This is a genomic window from Acidithiobacillus sp. (assembly GCF_023229925.1).
In the GTDB taxonomy this organism is placed as follows: domain Bacteria; phylum Pseudomonadota; class Gammaproteobacteria; order Acidithiobacillales; family Acidithiobacillaceae; genus Acidithiobacillus.
This window is the reverse complement of sequence record NZ_JALNYM010000002.1, coordinates 157,832-184,729: the sequence shown is the minus strand read 5'-3', so window position 1 is coordinate 184,729 and position 26,898 is coordinate 157,832. Positions and strand designations below refer to the sequence as shown.

At 50.8% G+C, this 26,898-nt stretch carries 22 protein-coding genes; 17 read left to right on the top strand and 5 right to left on the bottom strand.

Annotated elements, in window-relative coordinates; translation table 11 throughout:
• Positions 1–10 precede the first annotated feature (10 nt).
• Genes hpxZ through ggt form a run of 3 tightly spaced genes read left to right on the top strand, consistent with a single transcriptional unit; the run spans position 11 to position 2,630 of the window.
• Positions 11–397 (top strand): oxalurate catabolism protein HpxZ, encoded by a 387-nt coding sequence (gene hpxZ / locus M0P56_RS07455; RefSeq protein ID WP_291509423.1) that lies wholly within the window; start codon positions 11–13, stop codon positions 395–397.
• A gap of 8 nt (positions 398–405) precedes the next feature.
• Positions 406–1,014: a nucleotidyltransferase family protein gene (locus tag M0P56_RS07450; RefSeq protein WP_291509422.1), complete on the top strand. Its 609-nt coding sequence runs from the start codon at positions 406–408 to the stop codon at positions 1,012–1,014.
• 44 nt (positions 1,015–1,058) lie between these two features.
• Positions 1,059–2,630, top strand: a complete 1,572-nt coding sequence (ggt, locus tag M0P56_RS07445) for a gamma-glutamyltransferase (RefSeq protein WP_291509421.1) — start codon at positions 1,059–1,061, stop codon at positions 2,628–2,630.
• 31 nt (positions 2,631–2,661) lie between these two features.
• Here ggt and M0P56_RS07440 read toward each other — a convergent pair whose 3' ends face one another.
• Positions 2,662–3,582: a LysR family transcriptional regulator gene (locus tag M0P56_RS07440; protein WP_291509420.1), complete on the bottom strand. Its 921-nt coding sequence runs from the start codon at positions 3,580–3,582 to the stop codon at positions 2,662–2,664.
• A 273-nt stretch (positions 3,583–3,855) separates the two neighbouring features.
• Between M0P56_RS07440 and M0P56_RS07435 the strand changes: the two genes are divergently transcribed.
• The 11 genes from M0P56_RS07435 to M0P56_RS07385 all read left to right on the top strand — a co-directional run bounded on the left by M0P56_RS07435 (position 3,856) and on the right by M0P56_RS07385 (position 22,826).
• On the top strand, positions 3,856–6,192 hold the full coding sequence (locus M0P56_RS07435) for a TonB-dependent receptor (protein ID WP_291509419.1): 2,337 nt from the start codon (positions 3,856–3,858) through the stop codon (positions 6,190–6,192).
• 23 nt (positions 6,193–6,215) lie between these two features.
• Positions 6,216–7,589, top strand: a complete 1,374-nt coding sequence (locus tag M0P56_RS07430; RefSeq protein WP_291509418.1) for a cytosine permease — start codon at positions 6,216–6,218, stop codon at positions 7,587–7,589.
• The gene (gene cdd, locus M0P56_RS07425; protein WP_291509417.1) at positions 7,586–8,020 is read left to right on the top strand and encodes a cytidine deaminase; all 435 of its coding nucleotides are present in this window, start codon (positions 7,586–7,588) and stop codon (positions 8,018–8,020) included. The genes M0P56_RS07430 and cdd overlap by 4 nt, the downstream gene beginning before the upstream one ends.
• A gap of 492 nt (positions 8,021–8,512) precedes the next feature.
• Positions 8,513–9,523 (top strand): hypothetical protein, encoded by a 1,011-nt coding sequence (locus M0P56_RS07420; protein ID WP_291509416.1) that lies wholly within the window; start codon positions 8,513–8,515, stop codon positions 9,521–9,523.
• Positions 9,524–9,630: 107 nt separating this feature from the next.
• Positions 9,631–11,994 (top strand): TonB-dependent receptor, encoded by a 2,364-nt coding sequence (locus tag M0P56_RS07415; protein WP_291509415.1) that lies wholly within the window; start codon positions 9,631–9,633, stop codon positions 11,992–11,994.
• 420 nt (positions 11,995–12,414) lie between these two features.
• Complete coding sequence (locus tag M0P56_RS07410) at positions 12,415–14,778, top strand: TonB-dependent receptor (protein WP_291509414.1); 2,364 nt, start codon at positions 12,415–12,417, stop codon at positions 14,776–14,778.
• A gap of 125 nt (positions 14,779–14,903) precedes the next feature.
• Positions 14,904–15,962 carry a hypothetical protein gene (locus M0P56_RS07405; RefSeq protein WP_291509413.1) on the top strand — a complete coding sequence of 353 codons (1,059 nt, stop codon included), beginning with the start codon at positions 14,904–14,906 and terminating at the stop codon, positions 15,960–15,962.
• Between the two features lie 61 nt (positions 15,963–16,023).
• Entirely contained in the window at positions 16,024–18,837 is a 2,814-nt protein-coding gene (locus M0P56_RS07400) for an alkaline phosphatase family protein (RefSeq protein WP_291509412.1), read from the top strand.
• Between the two features lie 285 nt (positions 18,838–19,122).
• Complete coding sequence (gene rhuM, locus M0P56_RS07395; protein WP_291509411.1) at positions 19,123–19,725, top strand: RhuM family protein; 603 nt, start codon at positions 19,123–19,125, stop codon at positions 19,723–19,725.
• A gap of 1,010 nt (positions 19,726–20,735) precedes the next feature.
• On the top strand, positions 20,736–21,329 hold the full coding sequence (locus tag M0P56_RS07390; protein WP_291509410.1) for a cupin domain-containing protein: 594 nt from the start codon (positions 20,736–20,738) through the stop codon (positions 21,327–21,329).
• Positions 21,330–21,590: 261 nt separating this feature from the next.
• Positions 21,591–22,826 (top strand): MFS transporter, encoded by a 1,236-nt coding sequence (locus M0P56_RS07385; RefSeq protein WP_291509409.1) that lies wholly within the window; start codon positions 21,591–21,593, stop codon positions 22,824–22,826.
• A 449-nt stretch (positions 22,827–23,275) separates the two neighbouring features.
• Here M0P56_RS07385 and M0P56_RS07380 read toward each other — a convergent pair whose 3' ends face one another.
• Positions 23,276–23,644 (bottom strand): transcriptional regulator, encoded by a 369-nt coding sequence (locus tag M0P56_RS07380; RefSeq protein WP_291509408.1) that lies wholly within the window; start codon positions 23,642–23,644, stop codon positions 23,276–23,278.
• 18 nt (positions 23,645–23,662) lie between these two features.
• Positions 23,663–23,950, bottom strand: a complete 288-nt coding sequence (locus M0P56_RS07375) for a type II toxin-antitoxin system HigB family toxin (RefSeq protein ID WP_291509407.1) — start codon at positions 23,948–23,950, stop codon at positions 23,663–23,665.
• Positions 23,951–24,232: 282 nt separating this feature from the next.
• Between M0P56_RS07375 and M0P56_RS07370 the strand changes: the two genes are divergently transcribed.
• From M0P56_RS07370 to M0P56_RS07360, 3 genes are all read left to right on the top strand, one after another.
• Positions 24,233–24,445, top strand: coding sequence for a hypothetical protein (locus M0P56_RS07370; protein ID WP_291509406.1), 213 nt, complete (start codon positions 24,233–24,235; stop codon positions 24,443–24,445).
• Positions 24,446–24,628: 183 nt separating this feature from the next.
• On the top strand, positions 24,629–24,982 hold the full coding sequence (locus M0P56_RS07365) for a hypothetical protein (protein ID WP_291509405.1): 354 nt from the start codon (positions 24,629–24,631) through the stop codon (positions 24,980–24,982).
• Between the two features lie 278 nt (positions 24,983–25,260).
• The gene (locus M0P56_RS07360; RefSeq protein ID WP_291509404.1) at positions 25,261–25,554 is read left to right on the top strand and encodes a hypothetical protein; all 294 of its coding nucleotides are present in this window, start codon (positions 25,261–25,263) and stop codon (positions 25,552–25,554) included.
• Between the two features lie 504 nt (positions 25,555–26,058).
• Here M0P56_RS07360 and M0P56_RS07355 read toward each other — a convergent pair.
• Together M0P56_RS07355 and M0P56_RS07350 are read right to left on the bottom strand one after the other, a co-directional pair.
• Positions 26,059–26,565 (bottom strand): hypothetical protein, encoded by a 507-nt coding sequence (locus M0P56_RS07355; protein WP_291509403.1) that lies wholly within the window; start codon positions 26,563–26,565, stop codon positions 26,059–26,061.
• Positions 26,565–26,897 (bottom strand): DUF3579 domain-containing protein, encoded by a 333-nt coding sequence (locus M0P56_RS07350; RefSeq protein WP_291509402.1) that lies wholly within the window; start codon positions 26,895–26,897, stop codon positions 26,565–26,567. The genes M0P56_RS07355 and M0P56_RS07350 overlap by 1 nt, the downstream gene beginning before the upstream one ends.
• Position 26,898: the final 1 nt, after the last annotated feature.

Genomic DNA, 26,898 nt, shown 5'->3' with positions numbered 1-26,898 from the left:
GAGAAATCCCATGGTTCACGCCGAAATCAACGCGCCCGAAGTCTTACAAGAAGTGCAGGCGGCTTTTTCCCGTTATGAAAAGGCATTGGTTGAAAACGATGTTCGTGTATTGGATGAGTTATTTTGGAATAGTGTACACACGTTGCGCTACGGCGTGGCAGAAAATCTCTACGGCTATGCGGCCATTGCCGAGTTTCGGGCATCCCGTCCAGCCCCGGCGCTGCATCGGGAGTTGGTCAATACGACGATCACCACCTATGGACAGGGCTTTGCGACCGCCAATACGGAGTTCCGGCGCGAACAAGTGCATGGCCGACAAAGTCAGACCTGGATACGCACGCCAGAGGGGTGGCGTGTCGTCGCGGCGCATGTGAGCCTGATGCCGAAGACGACCTAAGCCATAGCATGGATGCAGCCATCATTCTGGCGGGTGGTCAGTCCCGGCGCTCCGGGCGACAGCACAAAGCGTGCAGGCGCCTGCCTGGCGATGGACGGAGCTGGATTGATCGGCAGGTGGATATCCTGCGGCAGGCGGGGTTCGCGCCGGTGTATCTGGTGACGGGGTACCGGCCACGGCGGGTTTTGGCTTGTCTGCATCGTCGTGCCATGAGACGGCATAACTTTCGGGCAATGCATGGGCCTTTCTCGACGCTCCAGGTGGGGCTGCATAATCCATCTGGCCCCGCACTAGTGGTGTCGGTAGATACGATTTTGCCACCCGCGCCGTGGCTCAGGCAACTGCGGCGCATCGCGCATGCTCGGAATATTGCGGCAGCAAGCCCGATAGATCGCTGGGGTGGCGGCGGGCATCCGCTGATGGTATCACCGTGTTGGTCACGGTTACTCTGCGCAGTACCCGTAGATGCAGCCGATGCAAGGTTGGATCGACAACTGGGTTATTTGTCGGCGGCAGCGCATGTCCGTGTGCCGTGGAATCACTTTTTACGTTATTCCCGGCAGAACACTCGCCGGGAATGGTGCTCAGCGCGTCATCAACTGAGGTCCATTCTGTGAAACCCGTTCATGTCTCCTTGTCGGCGAGCTCGGAGGGTGGTGCCGTGAGTGCTCCGCATGCGCTGGCGGCCGAGGCCGGGGCCGCAATTTTGCGTAGCGGCGGAAATGCCATAGAGGCGGGCATCGCGGTGGCATCGACCCTCTCGGTGGTCTATCCCCACATGAACGGACTGGGGGGCGATGGGTTCTGGCTGATCTCGGACGGCGATGCGCACACGGTGCGCGGACTGGCCGCCGCCGGACCGGCAGGACGACGCTATTCGGCAGCGCTGTTTCGTGACCTGGGGCTGCGCGAGATTCCATTCCGTGGTGGCTTGTCCGCCTTGACGGTGCCAGGTGCAGTGGGCGGTTGGGGGGCGGCGTTTGGGCTCTCCAGGGATCGCTGGCGGGGCCGTAAATCCTGGTCCGATTTGCTGGAGAGCGCCTATTGCTACGCCGCCACCGGTTTTCCGCTCAGCCTTAACCAGCACCATACCCTCACCAGATTTGGTGACGCGCTCCGTCAACAGTCGGGTTTTGCGGCGCAGTACATGCCGGGGGGAGAGATAATGCCAAGCGGGCGACTGTGGAGTCAACGAGCGCTGGCACAAACGCTCGGGACGTTGGCGGAGAATGGTGCAGAGGCCTTTTATCACGGCCCGCTCGCCTGGCAAATGGCGAAGGGGCTCAAAGCCGCAGGCAGTCTGCTGACAGAGGCCGATTTGCAAGCCTTCAAGCCGCGCTGGGTGGAACCGTTGCGCACTGCCTTCGGTGTCGGCGAGGCTATCAATATGCCGCCGCCCACCCAAGGGGTAGCCTCACTCATGATCCTCGCCCTGCTGAATCGTGTTGGACTCAACAGCGGGGATCACCTGGGCGCGGAGCTGATTCATCACACGGTAGAAATCACCAAACTGGCTTTTAAGTACCGGGACCAGCTAGTGGCCGATCCTGACTTTGGCGATGTGGATATCGCGTCATTGCTAACCCCGGATTTTCTGGATGGCTGCGCCAGAGAGATACACCCCCTTATCGCGATGCCTCTGCCGCCCATTGGACTCGCCAAAGGTGACACGGTCTGGTTTGGGGTGGTGGATGGGCAAGGGCGGATGGTGAGTGTGATTCAGAGCCTCTACCACGAGTTTGGCACTGGCGTGGTGGCGGGCAATACTGGGGTGCTGTGGAATAATCGCGGCTGTGCCTTTTCTCTGGAACCGGGACACGTCAATGTACTGGAGCCTCGGAAACGCCCCTTCCATACTCTTAATCCAGCGCTCTATGCCGAGCAGGGGCGAGTGCAACTCGCCTACGGCAGCATGGGGGGGGATGGCCAACCCCAAACCCAGGCAGCGCTGCTCATGCGCGTCAAGCAATATGAGCTTTCCCTCGCCGAGTCGGTAGCCAGTCCGCGCTGGCTGTACGGGCGTACCTGGGGGGAAGCTTCGGCGGGCTTGCGTCTGGAGCGGCGATATCCCCGCGCCGTTTTCGAGGATTTGCGCCGCTGGGGACATCAGCTATCGTGGGTGCCCGATTACAGTGATTTTATGGGTCACGCGGGTATGGTAGCGCGTGACCCGCAGGGCGGATTTGCCGGTGCTGCTGATCCTCGCAGTGATGGCGGCGTGGCGGTGCCGTGAGATAACCTTTTCAAATGCACACTTTTGATGTCTAACCCGTATGCTGTTCGGCCAGGCTCATATTATTTAGCTCCTCCGCTATGTAGTTGGAAAAGCGGGCGGCAGAGACCGAAATCCCTCGGCTTTTGAGTTGTGCACATACTAATGGCACGGGGCGGATGTCCACGGCAGAAATCGGCCGATACACGATATTTTCGTTGACGCGATTTTTGGGTATCCCCGTTGAAATGACAAAGCCAACGTTTTGCGTGCCGTACAGCAGGCCACGCATCACCTCATAGGAGTTGGTCTCGGCGGCGACATGGGTTTCTGATCGTCGACTATGGAGCACAGACTCCAGCATTTCGCGCGAGGTAAGCCCTGGGGTCGGCAATACCAAGGGATACTGGATGCAATCGCTCAAGCGAAGCGTACCCTGGCTGGCCAGAGGATGCGTACAGTCCATGGCCGCCACCAAAGGCTGCTCGGATATGGCGAGGTCGATCACGTCTGGGTGTCTGGGCGGCGCCACGATGACCACCAGGTCGGCTTCAAATGCCAGCAGCGCACGAATCGCATCGCTGTGTTTCGCTACAGTCACCGAGAAGGAAATCCCCGGATACTGCTCCCTGAATGTATTAATAATTCTCGGAATGAAATCGGCCGCCAATGCGGGGCTGACTGCGAGGGCAACATGGCCGCGGCGAAGTCCGTTGAGGCTATCTATTTCTGAGCGTAAGCGCTGCATGTCGGAAAGGTGGCGGCGCACATAACCCAGGAAAACTTCTCCTGCGGCCGAGAGGCGCATCCCGCGCGGATGCCGCTCGAAAATGCCGGTGCCCAATTCTTCTTCCAGATCCTGAACGCGGCGGTCCAGTGCCGATGCCGTGATATGCAGCTTTTCGGCCGCGCGACGGACTGAGCCTTCCCTGACAATCGTATCAATGTAATTAAACAGGCGCAGGTGTTTCATGGCCAATCCCTCAAAGCGTTGAGTTTTATGTAACGCATTCGCAAGAAAATAACACTTTAATCGAAAGTTGTATATGGCCAGTATATTCGAACAGGCAAGAGCAGCCAATCAATAAGTGGATAGCCGATGCCTCATTTTGGGGCAAAAAATATGGTTGCGCCCCATTATGGGGCGAACAAAGGAAACACTGTGCATCTCGGATCAATATACTGGTGGATAGGCATGGCATGTATGCTGCTTCCCGATAAGGCGGTATAACTACTGGAGTCTATAATGAACAAAGCCAATAAATATATTTTGAGACAGAGCTTGTTGGTGGCAACAGGGTTACTAGGTGCCTCACTTATGCCGGTCTATGCAGAAGTGACCACCGCCACGCCGCCCCCGGCCAAAAAAATATATAAGATCAAATCCGTCTCCAAGAACTTACTGCGAACCGTAGAGAAGGCGGCACTCACCCATATAAAGCCGGTGTTCGGTGCAGAAACAGCGCTGATTCCCAAAAAATTCCTGGAAGGTCAGGAATCGACGCAAAATGCCTCGACCATTCTGAGTTTTGTGCCTGGGGTCAACGCCACCAGTACGAACCCCATCGGCGTCAAGACCCATATTTCCGTACGTGGCTTCTCCCAGACACAAGTGGGCTACACCTTTGATAATCTGCCCATTGCTGATTTGTTCAATGGCGGCTTATCCGGAGGCAATAACAATTATGCAGATTTGACGAATCTCATCCCGGTCACGCTGGGTGAAACTTCGGGCATCCGGGTGACCTATGGCACTCCATCGCCAGATATCAACGCCGTCGGGGCTATTGGCGGGAATATTGATTATCTTCCGAAGATTCCTTCGGCAAAACGTTACGAGTCGATATTTGCTGGTTATGGTTCTTTTGACACGCGCAGCTATGGTGCCGAGATCAACACCGGTGCAAACCCGGGCTATGGTAACCTCCTGCTGAGATTTTCTTCGCGCCAGACTGCAGGCTATCTGGCCCACAGTCCTGATCGCGAATATTCCTACTATGCGGCCTATGATTTGCCACAAATTTCGCCGACCTCCAAGTGGTCAGTCATATTTTTGTTGAATAAAAATAAGGGCGCCACTGCAGCACGAATGCCGGTCGCGCTGTTGCAGCAATATGGACCCAATTACCAATGGCCGCTGTCCTTCACTTATGCGAATAGCACGGCGGAGCACATGATGACTATTGTGCAGAATAAAACGCTCATATCTTCTCACGCCGTTTTTGGTTTCAAAGGGTTTTATGCCTACACCAATTCCAATCGTTTGGAATATGTGAATCCCAGTGTCAGTACGCCTTATAACAGTTTTGTCACCTTTTATCTTAACCCGGCACAAACTGTCTGTCAGTATTCGGGTAACGATTTTGCGGGAAACTATTCTGCGGCGTGTCAGGCGCAAACTATTAACGGGGACAATTACCATAGTTATAGCTATACGACAAATACCTTCGGTTTTAATCCTTCTGTCGAATGGCTCAATCATTATGTTGACTTGAAAGCCGGAGGACTGGGCGCTGTCTCTCAGTATCATTCACGGGACTATGTCTACGGAAGCCCGAATGTCCCTGAACTGGCTGGTTACAATGATCTCTGGGACGAGCATGCATGGCGTCTGTACGGTAAACTCTATGCGCAGGCCAAAATCAAGCCGACACGTTCTTTGGCGATTACCCCTGGTCTGAAATATGAGGCGGTAAGCACGCATATCAATGATGTACCGGGATACTACTACACCGTAGGTGCGAGCAGTGGCCGCTCTTACAGCGAGGTGAGCCCATACGTTGGCATTCAGTATAAGCCGATAAGATCGGTAACTCTTTATGCCAACTATGCGGTCGGGTACAAGTATCCGAATATCACTGCATTTTATGCAGCGGATAGTAATGCCACATCGACGTCACCAGCGACGCCGGTGACGATAAAACCAGAGCAAGTCAATACGTATCAATTTGGTGCAGCATACAGCCATGCTGGTATTGATGCGAGTATTTCGTTCTATCGATCGGACTTTATGCACACGTTCAGCTCCTACTATGATACCACAACAGGGCTGACTTATGAATACAATATTGGCTCGTCGTCGTATCAGGGTATCAATATTGCGACGGCTTACGCGTTGGATAGTTATCTGTCTGTTTATGGCAACTATTCGCTTCAGGATACGCATTACACCTCAAACTCGTCAAGCGCCTATGGCGTTGCCACCAGCATTGGAGAGCCGCGGGCAAATACGCCCACCTATCTGGCGGGTATCGGGATATTGGGGCACTACATGAACACGCGGGCGAGACTATACGGCAATCTGGTTGGGCCGCAATATATTGAGGCAAGCACAGGTGCGCCAACTTCTATTAGTATGCCTGCCTACGCAACCATGAACTTCAATCTCGCGCATACCTTTCAGATACATCAGTACGGGTTAAAAAGTGTGACGCTCAGCTTGAGCGGGGTGAATCTCCTGAATTCCGAAGCGTCGGTTCTGGAAAAGCAGTTCCCCTATATTAATAATCAGCCCGGCAATTACCTCGTCGCAGAGCCGATGATGCCACGCTCGTTCTTTGGTACAGTGAAAATGGTATTTTGATGACCACAGTGCGGACTGACCCTGTGAGTAGCACCCCGGCGTTGGATATCCACCATGTGGAAACCTTGGGAGTGGCCCCAGTCCCCGACCGGGACCGTTGCATGCGACCCGGTATGCTCTTCCTGATCTGGGCGCTGGCCTCCGCCTCAGCGACGACGCCGGTGATCGGATTGCTTCTCCACGGGATTGGCTTGTGGAATTTCGCCCTGATCGTTCTGTTCGCCACGCTGATCGGTCTGGTTCCCGCTATGTTGCTATCGCATATGGGCCGCCAGGTTCCCATCATCTCCATGGTGATGGCGCGACGTACTTTCGGTATGGGGGGCGCTACTTTTCTGGCCATTTTATACACCATCGTCGGCGCGGGATGGTTTGGTCTGAATACCGATGTGGGTGGGAAAATTCTCGACACGTTGTTTCCAGACCTCGGTATGCTCTGGTATATCGTTTTGGGCGTGCTGCAAATCACATTGGTATTTTTCGGTATGGAGGTGCTGGAAAAATTTTATAAATACACGGCTCTGCTCTTTCTGCTCTGCTACGCGGTGCTCGCCTATTACCTCTTTACCCAGCATGCCTTCGTGCTTCCGGTAACGACACGAACAGTAGATTGGGGCAAGGATATTGATCTGGTGCTGAGTTTTAGTCTGTTGGCCTGGTCGTATGATTTTCCGACGGTCACCCGTTTTTGTGTGCCTTCTACAGCTCAGGAGAAGGCATCAGATCGGGTGCTTTATCTGCTTGCCCCCGCGATCGGCGTGATGTCTGCGGTGCTTTTTATGGGTCTCTTGGGTCTGGTAGCACTACAAATGACCGGGGACTGGAATATCGCCTTGCTGGGTAAAAACCTACCATTCTGGGGAGAAATCTCTGCCATCGGCGTGATCCTGGCTATCGCTCATACCAACGCCATGAACCTGTATCCAGCGGTGACCAAGCTGCTCGCGGTCATCAATGTTACCGGTAAACCACATCGATTTATGCAACCCGCTATCGTCGTTCTGCTCGGTATATTCTCCACCCTGCTGGCCGTGGCCGGAATTTTGGAGTTTATCGAGGGCTTTCTTTCCATGCTGGGATCGTTGCTCTTTCCGTTCAGCTTCATTTTGGTGATCGATTGGTACCATGGTAAGTACTATAGCGATGCTGTTTCTCTGTTCTATCTGCGCGTTCATATCTGGACGGACTATTTCCTATGGCCTGCACCCTGGGCTATCAGCATGCTGATTTTTGGGGTGGTGCTGGCGCAGTTGGGTTTCCTGATGGGTCCGGAAATAATTCATCTCATACCCTGGCAGATCTGTTCTGCGGCGATCACTGGAGGCATTTATTATATGGGAATACGTTTCATGGAGCAGCGCGGGCAACCGCGAAAAATAGCAGGACTCGTTCGTTGATCTTCTCGGACATTTCGGTGGCGACGCTCGCCCAATTACGCCAGGCTGCAGAAGCGATTCTGGAACACGCTTACGCACCTTACTCGCATTTTCCGGTGGGCGCGGCACTGCTCACCGAGTCTGGGCGTATTTTTCAGGGCTGTAACATTGAAAACGCAGCGTATCCTTCCGGCCTCTGTGCCGAGGCGGTGGCGATCGGCCAGATGGTCGCCACTCTTGGCAGGACACCTATCCGGGCAGCCTACATCGCCTGCAAAGGGCACTCTCCGGCGTGGCCGTGTGGGACTTGTCGTCAGCGGCTCAATGAATTTGCCGGGCCATCGATGTGGGTCTACACGTCGATGCTGGCGGGCAGTCCGCAACGAATGACGTTTAGCGAGTTGTTGCCCAATAGCTTCGGGCCAGCAGACTTGCAAAGGCCTGGCAAGTGAGTGCCGCCATCGCCCAGCGCAAGCGAAGCGTCACGCTTCCTTTTCGACCTATATGCGGCGGGCTTTAAAGCTATCTGAATCACCCTGCTGAATCCCCTGATGAAAACAATCTGCAAGACTTGATCAACCTGATACATCAGGACGACCGTTGATGGTGATCGTCCGTTGGAGATACCGCCCAGAGCGGCGAGCGCCTTTTCCTTGGGTCATGGTACGCCTGATCATGCGGTCGCGAACGGCCCTTCTGTGTTGCGTTTTTTGATGCATGATCACAAGAAAATAGCACTTTAATAGTACACAACATAGCGCGATTATAGTCGATAGCTAAATTTTCCAGATACACCGCACAGATGTATGGGATCGAAGGCACCACCGCACCCGACTTGTGCCAGACATCTTCGGGTGCGGCGAAAAGAAAAGATGGCCCAGTTTAACTTGGACTGAAAAGCTGAATCACGAATTTTTGGTAAAATAAATAGGGGCTAGGAACTTATGAAATTTGCACGGCATATTATCTATATTTTAACGGCTTTTTGTTTTTTATGGCTTTCCGTTGGCAGTGCGCAGGCCGATCAAAAGCTCTCGGGTCTGGGCGGTAGTGGGTATTTAGGCCTGCTCATTCCCGTCGGACCTGCCCATTATGCCGTCATCCTTAAAAAGTTTAAAAAGATTAAATCCGTTCACATAGGTCAATTTGATTATCAAATTGGAAGTATTTATAAGATTCCTGTAGTTATCTGCATCCAGCCGTTTGGCGGAGAGTATACGCGCGCGCTTACCGCGCAAGTCATGGTCGATCATTTTAATATAAAAGCTCTGCTGTACCCTGGGACATCTGGCGCTCATATTCCGCCAGGACAGATGCATGTAGGAGATATTGTTATAGGAACAAAACAAGTAAACTTTGCAAATTTTTACATGTCGCCAACAGGCGGCCTCGTCCCAGATGAGTTTTCTGGAAAATCCAGTCTTCAGGATTATCAATATTTTTACCTAAACAAAAAGTTGGAAAAATATACCGCTTGTGCGGCGCAATATGTTGCTGACAGAGAAAAGTTGCCATCTTGGATTAACGGTGAATTCAAAGTACAAAAGCCAGAAATCTATTATTATGGAATACAGGGGACGTCTTCAATGTGGCTTGCCGATAAATCGTTTATCAAGAAAACAGACGACGTTTTTCATGAGGTAGATGAAGATGGGGATTGGTTTTCCGCTACGGTTGCAAAATTGGCCAACATTCCTTTCATCGAGGTGAGCACCATATCCGATAGTGTATTTGAATTTAGCGGAAACGGCGTTCCTCCCCAAGGTGCGCATCGGAAGACAGCGTCGCAAATAACACAGAACATCAGCGATAAGATAATGCTAAGGGTGATTAAAAGTTACGGCAATAATCTACTTCACGGGAAATATGGTTATCCGTCTGGCGATCCGTATCCGAACTATTTTTACCAAACCCCAACGGATCCCCGTGGTTTGGTCGACGGTTGTGAGAGATAGCAACGATTGTCCATTCCGGGGACAAATGTATGCGTACATTCTGTGGCTATGCTTGGCGCCGTAAATAGCGAGTTATTATATCATTAATTAGAGATGGAGAATGTAAGATGTACACTGAATACAGTACAAAGATCTTTGCGGATAGAAAAGCAGTGGCCGCGGTAACTCACATGGCGCCGGCGGTTCTCTATGCGGCAATACTCGCTACTGTCAGCCTGTCGGCTAGTACATTCGCTGATGCCGACGATATGGGTGTCGTTGCCTCTACCACGAGTTCAAGTGTTCTTGGAAAGGTCACCTCCGTTGGTGCTGTTAAAAAAGTCGCACCGCCAGAAAAGGCAGTAACCTCAGTGAGCAAAAAGACGGTCACCCATGCATCGCCGGCCCAGAATTTTCAGTCTGTACTGAAGCATGTGCCCGGGATGAATGTAGTCTCCCAAGGCCCTGGTAATCTTTCTTCGGTAAATAACGAATTTACTTACCAGGGATTTACAAGCAGCCAGATGGCATCCAATTTTGATGGGGTGCCCATTATCAACACCTTTCGCGGTGGCGCCGGTGGAACAGGTGATGATCACGCCTACACGCCGTTAACGATGGGCCAAATTTCGACGGTGAAGGTCTATAGCGGTGCTAATCAACCCTCGCAAAATGGTATCAACTCGCTCGGCGGCACAATTTCTTACGAGCCCGCATTGCCCACATCAAAGTATTATCTGGATGTCAATGCCTCTGGTGGAAAGTACGGGTATCGCGGCGGCAACTACACCACGGGTATTGCGGTGAATAGCGGGGCGTTGCCAGGAACGGGCACCGAGATGCTGTTCAAATATTCCTATACGCATGCCCCCAGTTTCATGAACGACATCTTCGCCAAGATAAATTCGTATTATTTTGCGTTGCTGCAGCCATATAATAATGGATTATCTCAATTAAAGCTGATCGCGGTTTATAACAATGAGTCGGCGCGTCAGCCATCTTTGGTGCCCCTGGCCCTGCTTGCGCAGAACGGGCGCTCCTACCAGCCACCGATGGATGTGGCATCCAGTAGCACGAATACCCATGCGTTGAATGTGATCTTGTCGTGGAAAAGCATATTAAACGACTATATGCTTGCTAAGACGAAAGTCTTTATTCAGCAACAGGCAGCGAATAGTACCTCGCTAACGAGTTCCGCCTATTATAATCCAAGGTATTATGGCTACGCGACTTATGAAGGATACCCGGTGGGGACCAATCTCGAGCCCTGGGCGGCGTATCCCTCCGCAAACAATAGCTATGATCCGGTAGCGTTGTTTGGATCGGGGGCAGCCGGAACGCAGTTCCATAATTATATCGATGACATTCAAAGTATAGGTTTCTTGCCATCGATGACGTTCTTTGCGCCGCATAACACCATCGAGTTGGGTGCAATGGTGGATTACAGTCAGGATCATAGTGCCGAGTATTGGTACGGCAGCAGCCCGGTTCCGAATATCGACGGATACAACAATGCCTGGAATGAGCATGATGCGCGTAATTATAACTATATCTATCTTCAGGATAATATCAATCTGCTGAACGGTGCCCTCCATATATACCCCGGTGTGAAGTATAACATCGTCTCAACTGGTTGTAGTGAAGTGCCTGGTTATTATTACAACTATGGCGGCCATGTCAATAATACGTACTACTTCTGGGAGCCGTCCCTGGGATTCTCCTATACACCGATTCATAATGTGAATCTGTATTTCAGTGTAGGCAAGACAAACAAGGTACCGAACATTAGTGCCTTTTACTCAGTTGTGGGCGCATCCCCCACACCAGCGCCCATTACCGTTCAGCCGGAGAGTGACATCAGCTACGATGCCGGCGTGCGTTACACGAGCAATGTAGTATCGGGTAATTTATCCGTATTCAGGCGTAACTTCAGCAATATTTTCAGCCAGTATTATGATCCATCCCAAGGTCAGACTTATGAGTACAATAATGGCAATGCCCTGTATCAGGGGGTTACTCTTGGTTTGGATGTGCCCATTAAATACCATGTGTCATTTTTCGGGTCATACAACTACACCAGCGCTAAATACAGCAGCCTATCTACTGGTGTGAATGGCACGGCCTATCCCGGAGAATACCGGCCTTACATCCCGATGTACACGGCAACGACAGGTGTCCGCTACGAGCACGGCGGCCTGTACGCGGCGCTGACCGGCCATTTTGTCGGACGTCAATATATGGCGACCAACAAGGGCGAAACGATAGGTAGCACTTTACCGGCATATGAGACGCTCGATTTTACAACGTCCTACGAGATGCCGATCAAATCGACCTACGTGAAGTCGGTTAAGTTCAGTCTTTATGCCGACAACATTCTTGACAATAACTATCTGGTCTATGCAGAGCAGGTGCTGAAACCTTTCTCCTATTACCAAGGACAGGTTGGGGCGCCGGTGTTTGTTGGGAGCAACGTGCGCTTCCGCTTCCAGTAAGCGCTGAGCATTTGATGAGCTAAGCCTAGTTCTGCGGGTGTTGCCCACGCCTCCTGAAGCACGGGCGGCGCCCGCATTGTTGCGTGGACTATCGAAGAAATACTATTTTTTTGACAATGATTTTATCGTGTGATGAGAAATTACAAATGGCAAACATTACGCCGATGGTGAAGGCTATAGTGGTGCCGATAAAAAGCATTTTTGACCGGCTTTTTCCGGATAAATATCTTCAACGAGATAGAATGCACCACAATAATCATACTTATAAACAGCACGCATTATTTTGGTGCGGAAAGACAGATTGTTCTCTGTTGTGAGATTTAATATACCCAATTAAATCATAATATTATATTTGTTGTGTAAGCGGCACAAGTTTTGCTTTTGTATCATCGCACCATCAACTATAGAGGAAGAACTTAGATGAACACCAAACATAGTAATAAAGCCTCCGTCGCCCGACGGATGGGAGCAGCTGTCTCTACAATGGCACCAGCGATACTTTATGCGGCAGTAGTAGCGGCGGTCAGCGTATCGGTTAGTACATTCGCTTATGCCGACGAGACCGGCGTCGTCGCCTCTACCGAAAGTCAAAATCCTTCCAGTGCGGTCACAGAGGTCGGCTCCGTGAAAAAGGTCGCTCCCCCGGAAAAAGCGGTGACCTCCGTCAGTAAGAAGACCGTGACCCATGCGTCACCGGCGCAGAACTTTCAATCCGTATTGAAGCATGTGCCTGGAATGAATGTTATTTCCCAAGGCCCGGGTAACCTATCTGCCACGGATAACGAATTCACCTATCAAGGCTTCACGAGCGCGCAGATGGCATCGAATTTTGATGGGGTGCCCATTATCAACACCTTTCGTGGTGGTGCCGGTGGTACGGGTGACAATCACGCCTACACGCCGTTAACGATGGGCCAAATTTCGACAGTGAAGGTCTATAGCGGTGCTAATCAACCCTCGCAAAATGGTATCAACTCGCTCGGCGGCACAATTTCTTACGAGCCCGCATTGCCCACATCAAAGTATTATCTGGATGTCAATGCCTCTGGTGGAAAGTACGGGTATCGCGGCGGCAACTACACCACGGGTATTGCGGTGAATAGCGGGGCGTTGCCAGGAACGGGCACCGAGATGCTGTTCAAATATTCCTATACGCATGCCCCCAGTTTCATGAACGACATCTTCGCCAAGATAAATTCGTATTATTTTGCGTTGCTGCAGCCATATAATAATGGATTATCTCAATTAAAGCTGATCGCGGTTTATAACAATGAGTCGGCGCGTCAGCCATCTTTGGTGCCCCTGGCCCTGCTTGCGCAGAACGGGCGCTCCTACCAGCCACCGATGGATGTGGCATCCAGTAGCACGAATACCCATGCGTTGAATGTGATCTTGTCGTGGAAAAGCATATTAAACGACTATATGCTTGCTAAGACGAAAGTCTTTATTCAGCAACAGGCAGCGAATAGTACCTCGCTAACGAGTTCCGCCTATTATAATCCAAGGTATTATGGCTACGCGACTTATGAAGGATACCCGGTGGGGACCAATCTCGAGCCCTGGGCGGCGTATCCCTCCGCAAACAATAGCTATGATCCGGTAGCGTTGTTTGGATCGGGGGCAGCCGGAACGCAGTTCCATAATTATATCGATGACATTCAAAGTATAGGTTTCTTGCCATCGATGACGTTCTTTGCGCCGCATAACACCATCGAGTTGGGTGCAATGGTGGATTACAGTCAGGATCATAGTGCCGAGTATTGGTACGGCAGCAGCCCGGTTCCGAATATCGACGGATACAACAATGCCTGGAATGAGCATGATGCGCGTAATTATAACTATATCTATCTTCAGGATAATATCAATCTGCTGAACGGTGCCCTCCATATATACCCCGGTGTGAAGTATAACATCGTCTCAACTGGTTGTAGTGAAGTGCCTGGTTATTATTACAACTATGGCGGCCATGTCAATAATACGTACTACTTCTGGGAGCCGTCCCTGGGATTCTCCTATACACCGATTCATAATGTGAATCTGTATTTCAGTGTAGGCAAGACAAACAAGGTACCGAACATTAGTGCCTTTTACTCAGTTGTGGGCGCATCCCCCACACCAGCGCCCATTACCGTTCAGCCGGAGAGTGACATCAGCTACGATGCCGGCGTGCGTTACACGAGCAATGTAGTATCGGGTAATTTATCCGTATTCAGGCGTAACTTCAGCAATATTTTCAGCCAGTATTATGATCCATCCCAAGGTCAGACTTATGAGTACAATAATGGCAATGCCCTGTATCAGGGGGTTACTCTTGGTTTGGATGTGCCCATTAAATACCATGTGTCATTTTTCGGGTCATACAACTACACCAGCGCTAAATACAGCAGCCTATCTACTGGTGTGAATGGCACGGCCTATCCCGGAGAATACCGGCCTTACATCCCGATGTACACGGCAACGACAGGTGTCCGCTACGAGCACGGCGGCCTGTACGCGGCGCTGACCGGCCATTTTGTCGGACGTCAATATATGGCGACCAACAAGGGCGAAACGATAGGTAGCACTTTACCGGCATATGAGACGCTCGATTTTACAACGTCCTACGAGATGCCGATCAAATCGACCTACGTGAAGTCGGTTAAGTTCAGTCTTTATGCCGACAACATTCTTGACAATAACTATCTGGTCTATGCAGAGCAAGTACTGAAACCGTTCTCCTATTACCGGGGACAGGTTGGCGCGCCGGTGTTTGTTGGGAGCAACGTGAGCTTCCGCTTCCAGTAAGCGCTCACAGTTAATCTGGTTGCCTTCTGGGGCACTGCATAGGGGGCATTTAGGCCGATGCAGTGCCCGTATTGTTGTTGGTCAAGTGAATACCATTTTACGCACAGGTACTGGGGGGTAAAATAATGCGGTTTTTTAGTATATTGGCATGTGGATGCTTCGGCGCGATATTGAACGTGTATGGTTCTATTGCTCATGGCGCGGATAGAGCAGGAAAAGACATTGCGCTTCCTCAGGCGAAACCTGCCGCAACAGGACTGACGGTGGGTATTATGTTGCCAGCCAGTCCCGATACATATCGACAATACACGTCTGTCATGACGCATAAGAAGCAGTATCACGAAGGCATGTTTCAATTTACGACGGGAGACATTGATGGTGTACATATCGTGTTGTCCTCACCGCCGCCGATTGGTAGTTTCAGCCTGACGGCAATCGACACCTATTTGTTGGAGCGCATTTTTAGGCCTGGTATTATGATTGATCCGGGCACTGCGGGATCCCATCTGTCACAACTGTCGATGGGCGATGTCGTGATCGGCGCAAGGGTGGTTAATTTTAGTAACTACATGACCAAGGAAAATGGCGCCATCGTACCAGGTCAGTTTAGTGCTTTGGTGGCAGATGACGAGGGGTACACCATAGGGAATCCCAATCCCGAATATATTTATGCCGATCCTGTTCTGGTCAAGCTGGCGGAGCGCGCCGCAAGTGAGTGCCCGGATACTCCGGGAAAAATCCTTTCGGCCCCAATGGGGCGTAAGCCGTGGATTATGACCTACGGTACTCAGGGTTCTGGTGCGGCCTGGTTGCGCAATGTTCAACAAATCCGCCAGAGTACCCGCATATTCCATGAGGCGGACGAGGCTGGTAATTATCCAATCGCGCTGATATCGACCTTAAATAAGGTACCGTTTGTAGAGATCCACACTATTTCTGATGCCGCTATGAACGTGCCGACGAAAATGAACGCGTACTTTCACCAGTGTTCGGTATTTGCGCAACTGCGATCCAATAAAATTGCGTTGCAGATGATTCACTATCTTGCTGGTGAACCATATCGCTACATTCCGTTCTCCGGGGGGTTCCGCGATCCCTGGCAGGCGGATACCTTCGTGAAAGCGGCGGTCCCACCTGCGTTCGTGCAGGTATGGACAAAAAAATATGGGGTTAAACGCGGCTAACGCCGTTTGTTGGTGGTGTTGACCATGCATTGTCGTACGGTTGTACGAAGGAGTAAAAGTAATGGAAAAAAGGCGTCGGAATCAGACGGTGTGCGTGGTGACGCTGCTGTTGAACCTGTTTTTCTCTGGCTATGCGTGGTCTGACGCCGCGTCTCCGGTCATTACCCGCATCAGCAATGGCCCGACGCACAGCACTCCAGAATACAAAGGCTGGGTGACCCACGTCCTGCCTACCGGGCGTACCATTAGGCCGGTTGGCCTAGTCAACGGTGCCCCCAACTTCGCGACTGACGTGGTGCGGGTAGGGAATCATGTCGCCGCTATGGCGAATGGCGCGACCCGTGCGCAAACCATCACCCTCTATGATCAGAAGAGCCTGGATCGCGTGGCAGAGATTGCTGCCTACAAAAAAGATGCCGGGAAAGCGACCCCAAACTCTACCGATGTCACCGATCTGCATGGTGATGTCATTGGTCATCAGAGTTTTTTTCAGGGTATGGCGGTTGGACCTGACCAAACCCTCTACGCCGCGGGCGGAGACAGTGGTGATATTGCTGCGTTCACGCTAAAAGGCGGCGAGCTCACGCTCTCGCGCCGCTACCCACTGATTTGGCAGCCCTTCCCCAAGGACCAGTATCCCTACGCATATCAGGGACACTATGTGAATCAGCCGAGGCTGTTTTACCCCGATGCCGTGGCGGTAGGTCCCCACGGTAAATATCTCTATGTGGCGGGTATGTTGTCCAACAGCCTGGCGCGAGTCGATATTCAGAGTGGGCAGACCGATTACCTCAATGTTGGACCCTACCCCTATGCGGTCGCTTTTGCCGATGGCGGCCAGAAGCTGGTAATCAGCCTCTGGGGCGGTAACGCCGTAGCAGTGGTTGACCCCGCATCCATGCAGTTATTGGGTACGGTGCGCGTCGGTCCTTCTACCGGTCCCGACAAGACCGCTGCCGGTGTCCACCCCGCGGCATTGGTCGCTGTCCCGCATTCCCCGGATGTTTTTGTAGCCCTCGCCAATGTCGACCGTGTCGCCGAAGTGGACACCGTCGGTCTCCGCGTCAAAGGCTTCCTCGATGACAGCCCCTATCCCGACGCCCCGCCAGGCAGCTATCCCGACGGCCTGACCATTGCTGGCGGTAAACTCTTTGTGGCCAATGCGGGCAACAACGATGTCGCCGTCTATAACGATCAGACTGGCAAAGGCCTCGGCCTCATCCCGACGGGCTGGTATCCGACGGCAATCAGCCATGCGGACAACGCCCTCTACGTGGTGGCCGCCAAAGGCCTGGGCTCCGGCCCCAATGTCGAACACCAGTGGGTGGGCGACATGATGGACGGACTCATTCAGAAGGTTGATCTGAATGAACTTTCGACCCATCTCCCGGCTTGGACCCGGCAAAGCCTGCGCAATGATGGTTTTACTGATGCCCAGCGCGAAGCCCGTCATCTGGAAAACGTCAAAACCACCGTCTTTCTGCGCAAACACATCCACTACGTGGTCTTCATTTTGCGCGAAAACAAGACCTTCGACGAAGACCTGGGCGATTATAAACGCGCCGGGGCTTGGGCGGAGCCGCATCTTGACCTATATGGGCCCAAGGATTTGCCCAACCTCTATCATCTCGCCCGTCATAACACCTTGTTTGCGAGCTTCATGGCCGATGGCGAAGTGACTGCACAGGGCCATCAATGGACGACGGCGGCTTCAGACTCAGACTTTGTGCAGCGCATGTGGCCGGAGTATTACTCCGGGCGGGGGCTAGTCCCCAATCCGGGCTGGACGCAATCTTTGGTACCCGGTGGTGCAGCGGGGACGGGTGGTATGCCGCTCGGTGTGGATAACCCTTATGCGATTTATGAAAATCTCTCGGTACTGGGCAAGTGGTCTAATCCGTGGATCAGCTATCCGCAGCGACTTTTTCTCTTTAATGACCTGCTCGATCACAAGGTCTCCTTTGAGGACTTCGGCGAATTTGTCTCGCGGTCTCAGGCGGGCAATATCTCCACGGTGATGAAAAAACATCTGGCCACCGGTTTCCCCGGCTGGGACCGGATGATGCTCGACACCTACCGGGAGAAAATGGCGGTACACTGGCTGGAAGCTCATCCGGGTGCCCAATTCCCGCATTTTATTTATATCTGGTTGCCGGACGATCATACGGCAGGTCGTTCGCCGTGCTATTACACCCCAAACTACTACGTGGCCAACAATGACTATGCGACGGCCGGGTTTATTCACTATTTGTCCACCACACCGGAATGGAAACACATGGTCGTATTTCTGACCGAAGACGATGCCCAGTCCGGCGCCGACCATATCAATGCACACCGGACCTTCGCGCTGGCTATGGGACCCTGGGTGAAGAAAGGGTATTTGGACACCAAGCTCTACTCGCAAGTGAATATTTTGAAGACTACGGAAGCGATTTTTGGTCTGCCGCCGATGTCGCAATGGGACGAAAATGCCAGTGTATTCTCCGGCATGTGGACGGATCACCCGGATTACGCCGAGACCAGGCTTCTCCCGATGCAGGTGCCGGTTGCGTTCAATGTAGGCCAATGTGATGACTACACCCTGATGCGCCGCGAGGCCGGGGCTTTAGGACATCCGTTGCACCCGAATTCAAAATGGTATGCCTGGTATAAGGCTCGTCAGACGCAGCGTGGTGCTGGATTACCGCCTCCGGGTAAGGGGGAAGCCTACGCGCCCACGACCTTGCTCAAGGTGCCGGGTCCTGAGCAGATGAAGCAGGAATGGATTGCCACCAAGGGGGTAAAGGCCTGGCACAAGGAGGTGGCTTATCTGAAGGCTTATGCACAAAAGCGGAATGCCCCCATTGCAGCCTATCAGGCCGGGGAGACGGAGTGACAGCGCTTTACGGCAGCCTGCCGGGCTGAGTGTGCCAATGTGGTATGCGGTTTAACGTAGCGGGACATAATCTTTCGATCTTGGCGCATGCACTTTACAATTCGTCATAGATAATGGCCAACAGGCCGTTTAATCCAATGATAATATTGTAGAGGCATACGCAAGGCTAAAAATTAATGTCGCAACTCGAATACATCGAAGCCATCGAAAAACGCCTCTGGAGTGCCGCTGACAACCTGCTGCGGTCCAAGGCGCAGTTCGATTGAGGTTCGAAAAGGAGGTGTCATGAATGACATCGTGATCTTTGAGGCTGATAGCCAGCAGGTGGAGGTGCGGTTTGAGGGGGAAACCCTATGGCTCAGCTTGCAGCAGTTGGCCGATCTCTTTGGCCGGGACAAATCCGTCATTTCTCGCCACCTGAAAAACATATTTGAGACCAATGAATTAGAACGAGAACGAGCTGTTGCAAAAAATGCAACAGTTCAAAGGGAGGGCGAGCGGAAGGTGGTCCGGCAGGTGGAGTATTTCAACCTGGACGCCATCATCTCGGTCGGCTACCGCGTCAACTCCACCCAAGCCACCCGCTTTCGCCAGTGGGCCACGCGAGTGCTGCGCGAGCATCTGACCCAAGGATTCTATGCCGAAGATACCCTTGTCCAGCAGATCACCGCCGACTACCTGGAGCAGCGGCTGGGGGGCTTCGATTTCGATGCGCCGGAAAACAGCGAATTTCGTTGCGTGCGCGAGCTGTGGGTGAAGGGCAATCTCTACCGGCGACGGGTGGACATCATTGGTTTCGTCATTGGCCTGCCGCTGCTTTCGAGCAGAATTTCTCTGATTGCCGCGACTGTTCGCGGACAAAATAGTATCATCTTAAAAACATCGTAACCAAGTGATTTAATGCTCACTGCATTTTACAGAAAAATTAATGTGTTATCTTGGATCGTTATAGCGTAATTTTCCTAGCGGCTTTCCCAGGCAAAAAGTATCATCCTGGCTTCTCGCGGATTCTCTGTCTCCGGGTGAACTTTCCAATGGCAAGTACGCAGCGAAAGCAGTCGTCCAGCGGACTGACCATCATGTTCTCGAAACTCGTCACCATGACTGTAAACCCTGGCAGTCTTTTGAAAATGATTTTCGATAATTGCAACCCTTTGATTTTACCGTGCAACAATCACCGCCATCTGAAGACTCTTGAAAACGGTCGTTTCTGGAGCCTGGAAACAGCAACCTTTGATAGCCATAAATATGGTAACATTATGATTATATGTATCAATATATTTTTTTCGGAAACTGATTTAGCGTGCTTTTATCCGAATTCTGAGACAATCAATAGTACAGCAGCCAGCAAGGTCTTCAGTGGAATCAAGAACGATGTAGCAAAAAATCCTACACAATCTACACTAAAGTACCATTGCCATGGTCAAGCGTTAAGTGTAACGGTTAATGCCGTAAATTGGTGCAAATTTAGACCGGCGCACCAATATTGTGCGTGCAACGATATGTTTATAGTTAAAGCAAAGCGGTTTTTATATTTTATAACATGCTGATTTTATTATTATTATAATAATATGTTCGCCTGAAAACAAAAGGTGGCACGTTATATGCGTTGATATCTTGGTCGCTCATGTTTCACAGCAAAGATCTTTGTCTTTACTTGACCGTTCATAATGGTTTGCGGTGATTTTAGGAGAATGCAGATGAAATTGAATATTAGTGATATCAAAATTGTTAGACTCAATTCTGGCATATATCTGAGCATTCAGCTAGAACTTTTTTAATTAGGTGCAAGCTTGTTAAACCAGGCCAAATAATGCCTGGTTTACTCTAAGAGGTAGAAATGTTCTCCGAAACAATATTATCAGGGATAAGTCGCGACCACTTTATTAAAAACACCCTTGGAAAAAAACACAGCTTTTATAAAAGCACGAGTTGTATTAAAAAATTTCAGTAAGCAACATAGATCAACTTTTAACAACCTTCAATGGATATCTATAAGATTTTGTAATAGTTTCAATAGTGTCCATTTTGATGCAATTGATATGTTTGCAATACAACTCGACGGTACAAAAAATTGGAAAGTGTTCCCACAACTTGTAGTAATGCCAACAGCCATACAAGGACGTAAGGTATCTGAAGAAGAGGTTGGCGATACTCTGGCCGAGTACTTGCTAGAACCTGGTGATGTTCTGTACCTGCCTGCAGGTACACTGCATAGTGCTAATTGCACTAATAAGCATTCCACACATATAACTATTGGATTGGCGCCGTGGCGTGCTAATCAAGTTGCTGAATATATTATCAACACTCTTCTTGCTCCTACGAGCGAAACAATGCGACAACATTTATTCCCGAGCGCGGTTGATGAGCATACAGAATCGAAACTGAAAATCGCCCTCATCGATATTGCATCTTCACTAGAAAGAATTGATACTAATTACGCAATAAAATCATTTATCAGTTCAGTTAATGCCGCCTCCGTCGGTCAATGATAACGATATTAATAATGCATCTCTAGAGTCTCTAGTGTCTAAAGATTCATGGTTTATGTTCAATTCAGAATCTCTATGCCAGGTAGACATCGATAACGATAAAGCATATATCCGACTTGGTTCTCGTTTGGTGCCACGCAATAATTTTCTAACTGAAGCTGATTATGTAGAACTCCCATTGTATGCAAGGGAATTAGAACAGAAGAGATTAATACCGAACATACAATTAGATGAGAAATTTATTTGTTAAGGAAGTCGCCCATGGATAAAATGTGGAATAGGTTGACAATAGGATTATTAATAGGTTCTGCTTTGTCAAGTTTTAGTGTTTGGATAGATTTCCTCGTGATTCTCACTTTGACGTCTTATATATATCATGCCAATGCTTTTCTTATGGCCTTGATAAGTGCTTTGATACTCGGCCCATCGGTTTTTCTTGCTCCGCGTGTTGGACGACTAGTGGATACACTTAATAATCATTTTTTGGTTTTAATCTTGTCGCTAGTTCTAAGAAGTAGCATCACAATGCTTCTTTTATTCAAGCCATTGTTTCCATTTTTTTGCTTGATCGTGTTTTTTAGATCCGTGATAGCGCTACCAGAAAACCCAGCAAGTAACGTCATTTCCGCCCGCATTATACCGCACGGTGATATATCCCATTATTTTAGTTTGTTGGGCCTGCTGAGAAGTGCATCAAAAATCGGTGCGCCGACCTTGGGCGTTCTCATTGCATCCAGTTATGGTGAGTCGCTTGCTATTGAAATTTCCATTGGAATGACACTAGCAGCAGCTATAGTTATTTTTTATTCATTTTATAAATTTAAACCAAACGAGACATATAAAGATAAAACTCATAAAAAAGAAAATACATGTCCAATAAAAACTGAGAAGGCAAGTGATCTCCTCCTAAAGCAATTGCTCTTGACGGTTACCACTTACTCATTTATGGTATTTTTTATAAATAATCAGTTACCAGTTCTTTTGCGAAGCTCAGGTTACAATATGATTCTACTTGGTGTGCTCGTAACGTCTTCTGGTGCTGGTGGAATTTTAGCCGCAAGCTATCTTTCGCGAAGAAGTTGTTCTAAATCTCTTGGTACTATGAATCCGATGCAAGCAACGATTGTATCTGTAATTATTATTGCTCTATGTTTTGTAGCGTTAGGTTGTGCATTTATGTTGCCATTATCAATTGCGTCGTATGCGGCAACTATGCTTTTCTTTTGTACAGGAATATTTTCTGCAACCGAGTCGATTCGTGCTAATGTCGTGGTCGTGCAAGAGTTTTCAAGAAATGCTGGAGAAATAACAGCCAAGCTAGGCTCATTTCGTAATTCTGCAATGTTGGTTGCACCATGGATTGCCGCAATATTTATGTATTATAAAGCATCAATGCCAATACTTTTTATTATTGATGGTGGCGTTGGTTTGGTAGTTCTTGTCGGCATCACTGGCCTATCTATGTATAGTCGACCCATAAAACGTAAAGAATCTTAGGGGTTAAGCTCTATTTAAGCCAGAAAATATAACACCTTTTCTGCTACTCGCGTATTGCAACTCTGAGAAACAGCTTTAGGCATCAAAACTGGCTTATATTTTAAGGCAATAGTTAGTGATATGTTAGCTTGTTTTTTCGACTCATGCGCAGTTTTCTTTCTACAAGACAGAAGGTATCATTGTGTCTCATGTTCATGTTGCCAACACGATCCTATCCTATTGTTTTTTATTTGTTTCCGTTTGCGACCAACCATCAGACAAAACAGTGAATTTCTCCATTTTTAGGCCGGACACGAGTTCGGCCATTCTAGCCGAGTCCTACGTCCGCTACCAGTCTACAGGCGACACGCATCGCGTAAACACCTAGCCAGACGCTAAATGAGTTACTGCTACCTGGGGACTGATGCAAGCAACACTGGGGTGAGCTATTACGGCGGCAGTTCGTTGACTTAGCCCAAACTCTCCGTAATCAGCACATCGGCGGGAATTCCCATGCTTTTATGTAATCTACGGATCATAGGCAGCGTCAACGGGCGCTTGCGATTCAGGACTTCGTATACCCGGTTCCTCCTACCGATGATCGGCTCCAGATCTTTAACAGACAGATTGCTCTGTTCCATTCGGAATTTGATGGCTTCCACTGGATCGGGCGCAAGGATGGGTACATGCTTGGCCTCGTAGGCCTGCACTAGCGTGGCCAGGATATCTAGGCGATCCCCCTCCGGCGTGCCCAGATCAGGGTCGGAATCCATCAAGGTAGATATTTCCTTGAGGGTGACAGCGTAGTCTGCTTCGGTGTGAATGGGGCGAATGTCCATGTTTCCCTCCTTTCCTGATCAGGATATGTCAACGGTATCCGCGTCCACTGCGTCATAGTCTTTGTGAGTGCCGACAAACTTTACATAGACAATCTGTAACTTGTATGACACAGCGACGATCAGCCGATAATCATTGCCTTTGATGTTGAAAACAACCCGGCGGTTCTTCAGCACGCTGGCACTACGATACTGTGCCTTGATATCGGCGGGTTGAGTCCATGTCGCATTCGCAACCTCCTCGTACCAAGCCCTGAGAGGCAGCTCGGCACTGGGGTGGAGCTGCCAGAAGTCCCGGAGCGTGGACACGGCAATAACTCGCATGACATGAAGTCTAGTCCCGATATGGGACATGCGCAAGCATCTGGTGCTGACGATAGGATGGCGAGGGCAATGCAGCGGTAGCGGACCTTCACAGGCGGCATGGGAAGGGCTACTCTCGACTAGAGGAGGGCCCTATCATCCCCTGCTATTTGGCCTATAATGGGCCATTATCTTGATGGATCGAGAGCCTGACTGGTTATCTAAAATAGAGAGGAACTATTCCCAATGATGCCCAGACCGCAACAAAACCGCAGGCATACTTCCACCATGGAAGATTTACTCACTCTCTCCAGTCGGATTCCCTGGTGGATCGATCTGATTCTGATCGTAGTGTCCTACGTGGGCCTCCATCTCTGGCATACCGAACTGGCCTATCAGGTCCATCTCTACGCACAGCCCACACCACCCCCGAAACTGGCAAATCCCATGGATGGCGTCAACGTGGCCGTCCATACCGCCCTCTCCAGGGCACCCGTATAAGTGGGGGCCATCTTCACCGAAATATTCCAGTACCTCTTCCCTGCTATCCTTTTTCTCGGCGGCACAGTTTCACTGATCCGGTCACTTGGGACAAAAAATACCAGATAATCCAGGTCCGCCGGACGTTCCGCTGCAAACTAGATTCAGTGGGTAGTGGGACTAAAATTTGAAGAAAGAGGCACTATGTTTGAAGGAAAAAGCGAAATCAGAGCAACTTGGGTCCGTAAGTTGGGAAATGGTCTTGGAGAATTAGACGGATTCTATTCTGGCAAAATAGATGCCGTGAATACTGATGGGAACGAGATCGAGGCTTGTAGGGCGACTCTCGTTGCACTTGGCCAGGCCGGTGCTTTGCGTTTTGAGCTTGTAATTACGCACAACATCAACCAAGGAAGCACCACATTCCGCGCCGATTGTTATGAAGACAATACTGAATATCCGCTAAGTATCTTCAAAAATGAAGATAGCACTGAAATATTGCTTGTCTGCGACGACGGCGAGGGCGTGGGAGAAATGATTTACTTTCACGTATTCTGATTCTGGCGGGTACTCCAGATCATCTTTTCATTTTCCACTTGAATCTCCACGTCATGCTACGCCAGATTTGGCGAAGCGGATGGTGCGCAGGGAAACCGCCGTGTCTGTTGCGTGGCAACGCCGTTGCTTGTTATAAATGGACTGCATGACAATGCAGGATTTCTCGGTAGTGCGTGTAGCGCTAGCCGTAGACGAACGGTTAGTAACGGTCTCGGTGTTAGTAACGTGTTAATGGCACGGCATTTTGGGCCACCACTAAAAAATTCTGGAGTATGTTGATGCGCTTCTTGATGATTAGACTTGCTGATATTTCTGCTGACACCGACCTTTCGATGTCTTGGACAGCTACACTGGTAAGCGACGACTCACGCGGGCATCCGAAGGCGTGGCGATGGGATGGACTGCCGCTGAAAGAAGCCGCCCCCCCCGATGGTCACCGCGAAAACAGCTGGGTTGCTATACCACAGGGCCATGCGCAACACTTTCCAACAACCACTCCCTCCGTCTGGGCGGAAGGCGTGGTTGATTCCGGAGGAATTCCAGTCGATACGTTTTTTGAGGCAGTTTCATGAGGGCTGAACCCTATGCAGGTGACCGCGATCACTATAGTGGACCCCGATATGACAGGTAACGCCATACCCCAACCTGACGTCAGAACATCCTCACAAAACCCGTCAGAATAGGCTGGTTTACGGGGTTTCTTGACAGGCGACTGTATACTCATAGAGACATCTCTGACACTTTTGCCCCGGAGGGTCACGGGTAAACATAACGAAGTCCTCTTTGGTAGATCACCCGCCCGCCTTTTGTTTCAGGATAAACCACTACCGGTCGCGCCGAATGACGTATTAGGGTCGGATGCTGTCATATGACCATCATTCATGGATGACCGCTTCCAGTCTGTGGCAGTCGTTGAGTCGATTTGCCAAGCCATGCCAAGGTTCATGACCTCTGATCGTGAGGCCCCATTTCAGCGCGCAAGCGATGGCCAGGTGACGGCATGCTGCACATTCAACCAATACCGAACTATTACGGTGGACCCAGGTGGTACGCAGGATGGGGGCGGTGTTGTGCCCTCAGTCTGAGCGACCGGTGGGGGCATAGAGGTATTCATAAAAGTTGTCCATGGCAATGCCTTGCGTGTCATAGCCCGTGGCCTGAACGACATTGCCTTTGCTCCCGATGGCGACCATACAGGCATGCTGAGCGGGGAGCGCATTGGCGGCGATGAAAGAGGGACCACGGCGGCCGCAGGCATTGGTGGGATATTCCTGATTCAGACGCGATATCAGCGTCCCTGCGACGTGTTGGGCTTGTTGCGATGAGGCTGCGGCGAAGGCGCGTTCGTTGCGCCAAGCGGTTTCTATGGTTTGGCGTTCCTGCGCACCGGTCGCCTGGGACATCGCTTCCCGATGCAGTTGGTCCAGCGTTTGCAAGGCGACATAGAGGTCCGCACGTACGCCGCTTTGCTGGTCAATGACGTGGACGCTCAGGGCAATGGCCAGGGCGCCATAGGCAATAATGACGATGCCGAGTATCCAGGCAAAACGCAGACGGGCGGAGGCGGAGGGACGTTCTGCCATCAGGAACGTGGGCGTTGGGTCTGGTGGCGGCGGCGGGTGGGCTGCTGTACCCGGCGATCGGCGATGCTGCCTTCTTCATGCCGCACCTGCAGGCGATTTTCGGCGGCGAAGCGCATGATTTCAGCAAAGGCCTCCGGGCGAATCTCTTCCAGGCTCTCGTCTATGATAATGGCGGCGTTGCCATTGATGGTGGCGGGTTCAATGAGGGGCAGGTAATGAATCTTGTGGTCGGCGCCGAAATGGGCGAGGCCGACTCCTTCAATGAGCATCTCCGCCCAGGCGGACGGGCGGAATTTGCCACCGCTTTCGGTAACTCCGTCGATGATGATCATG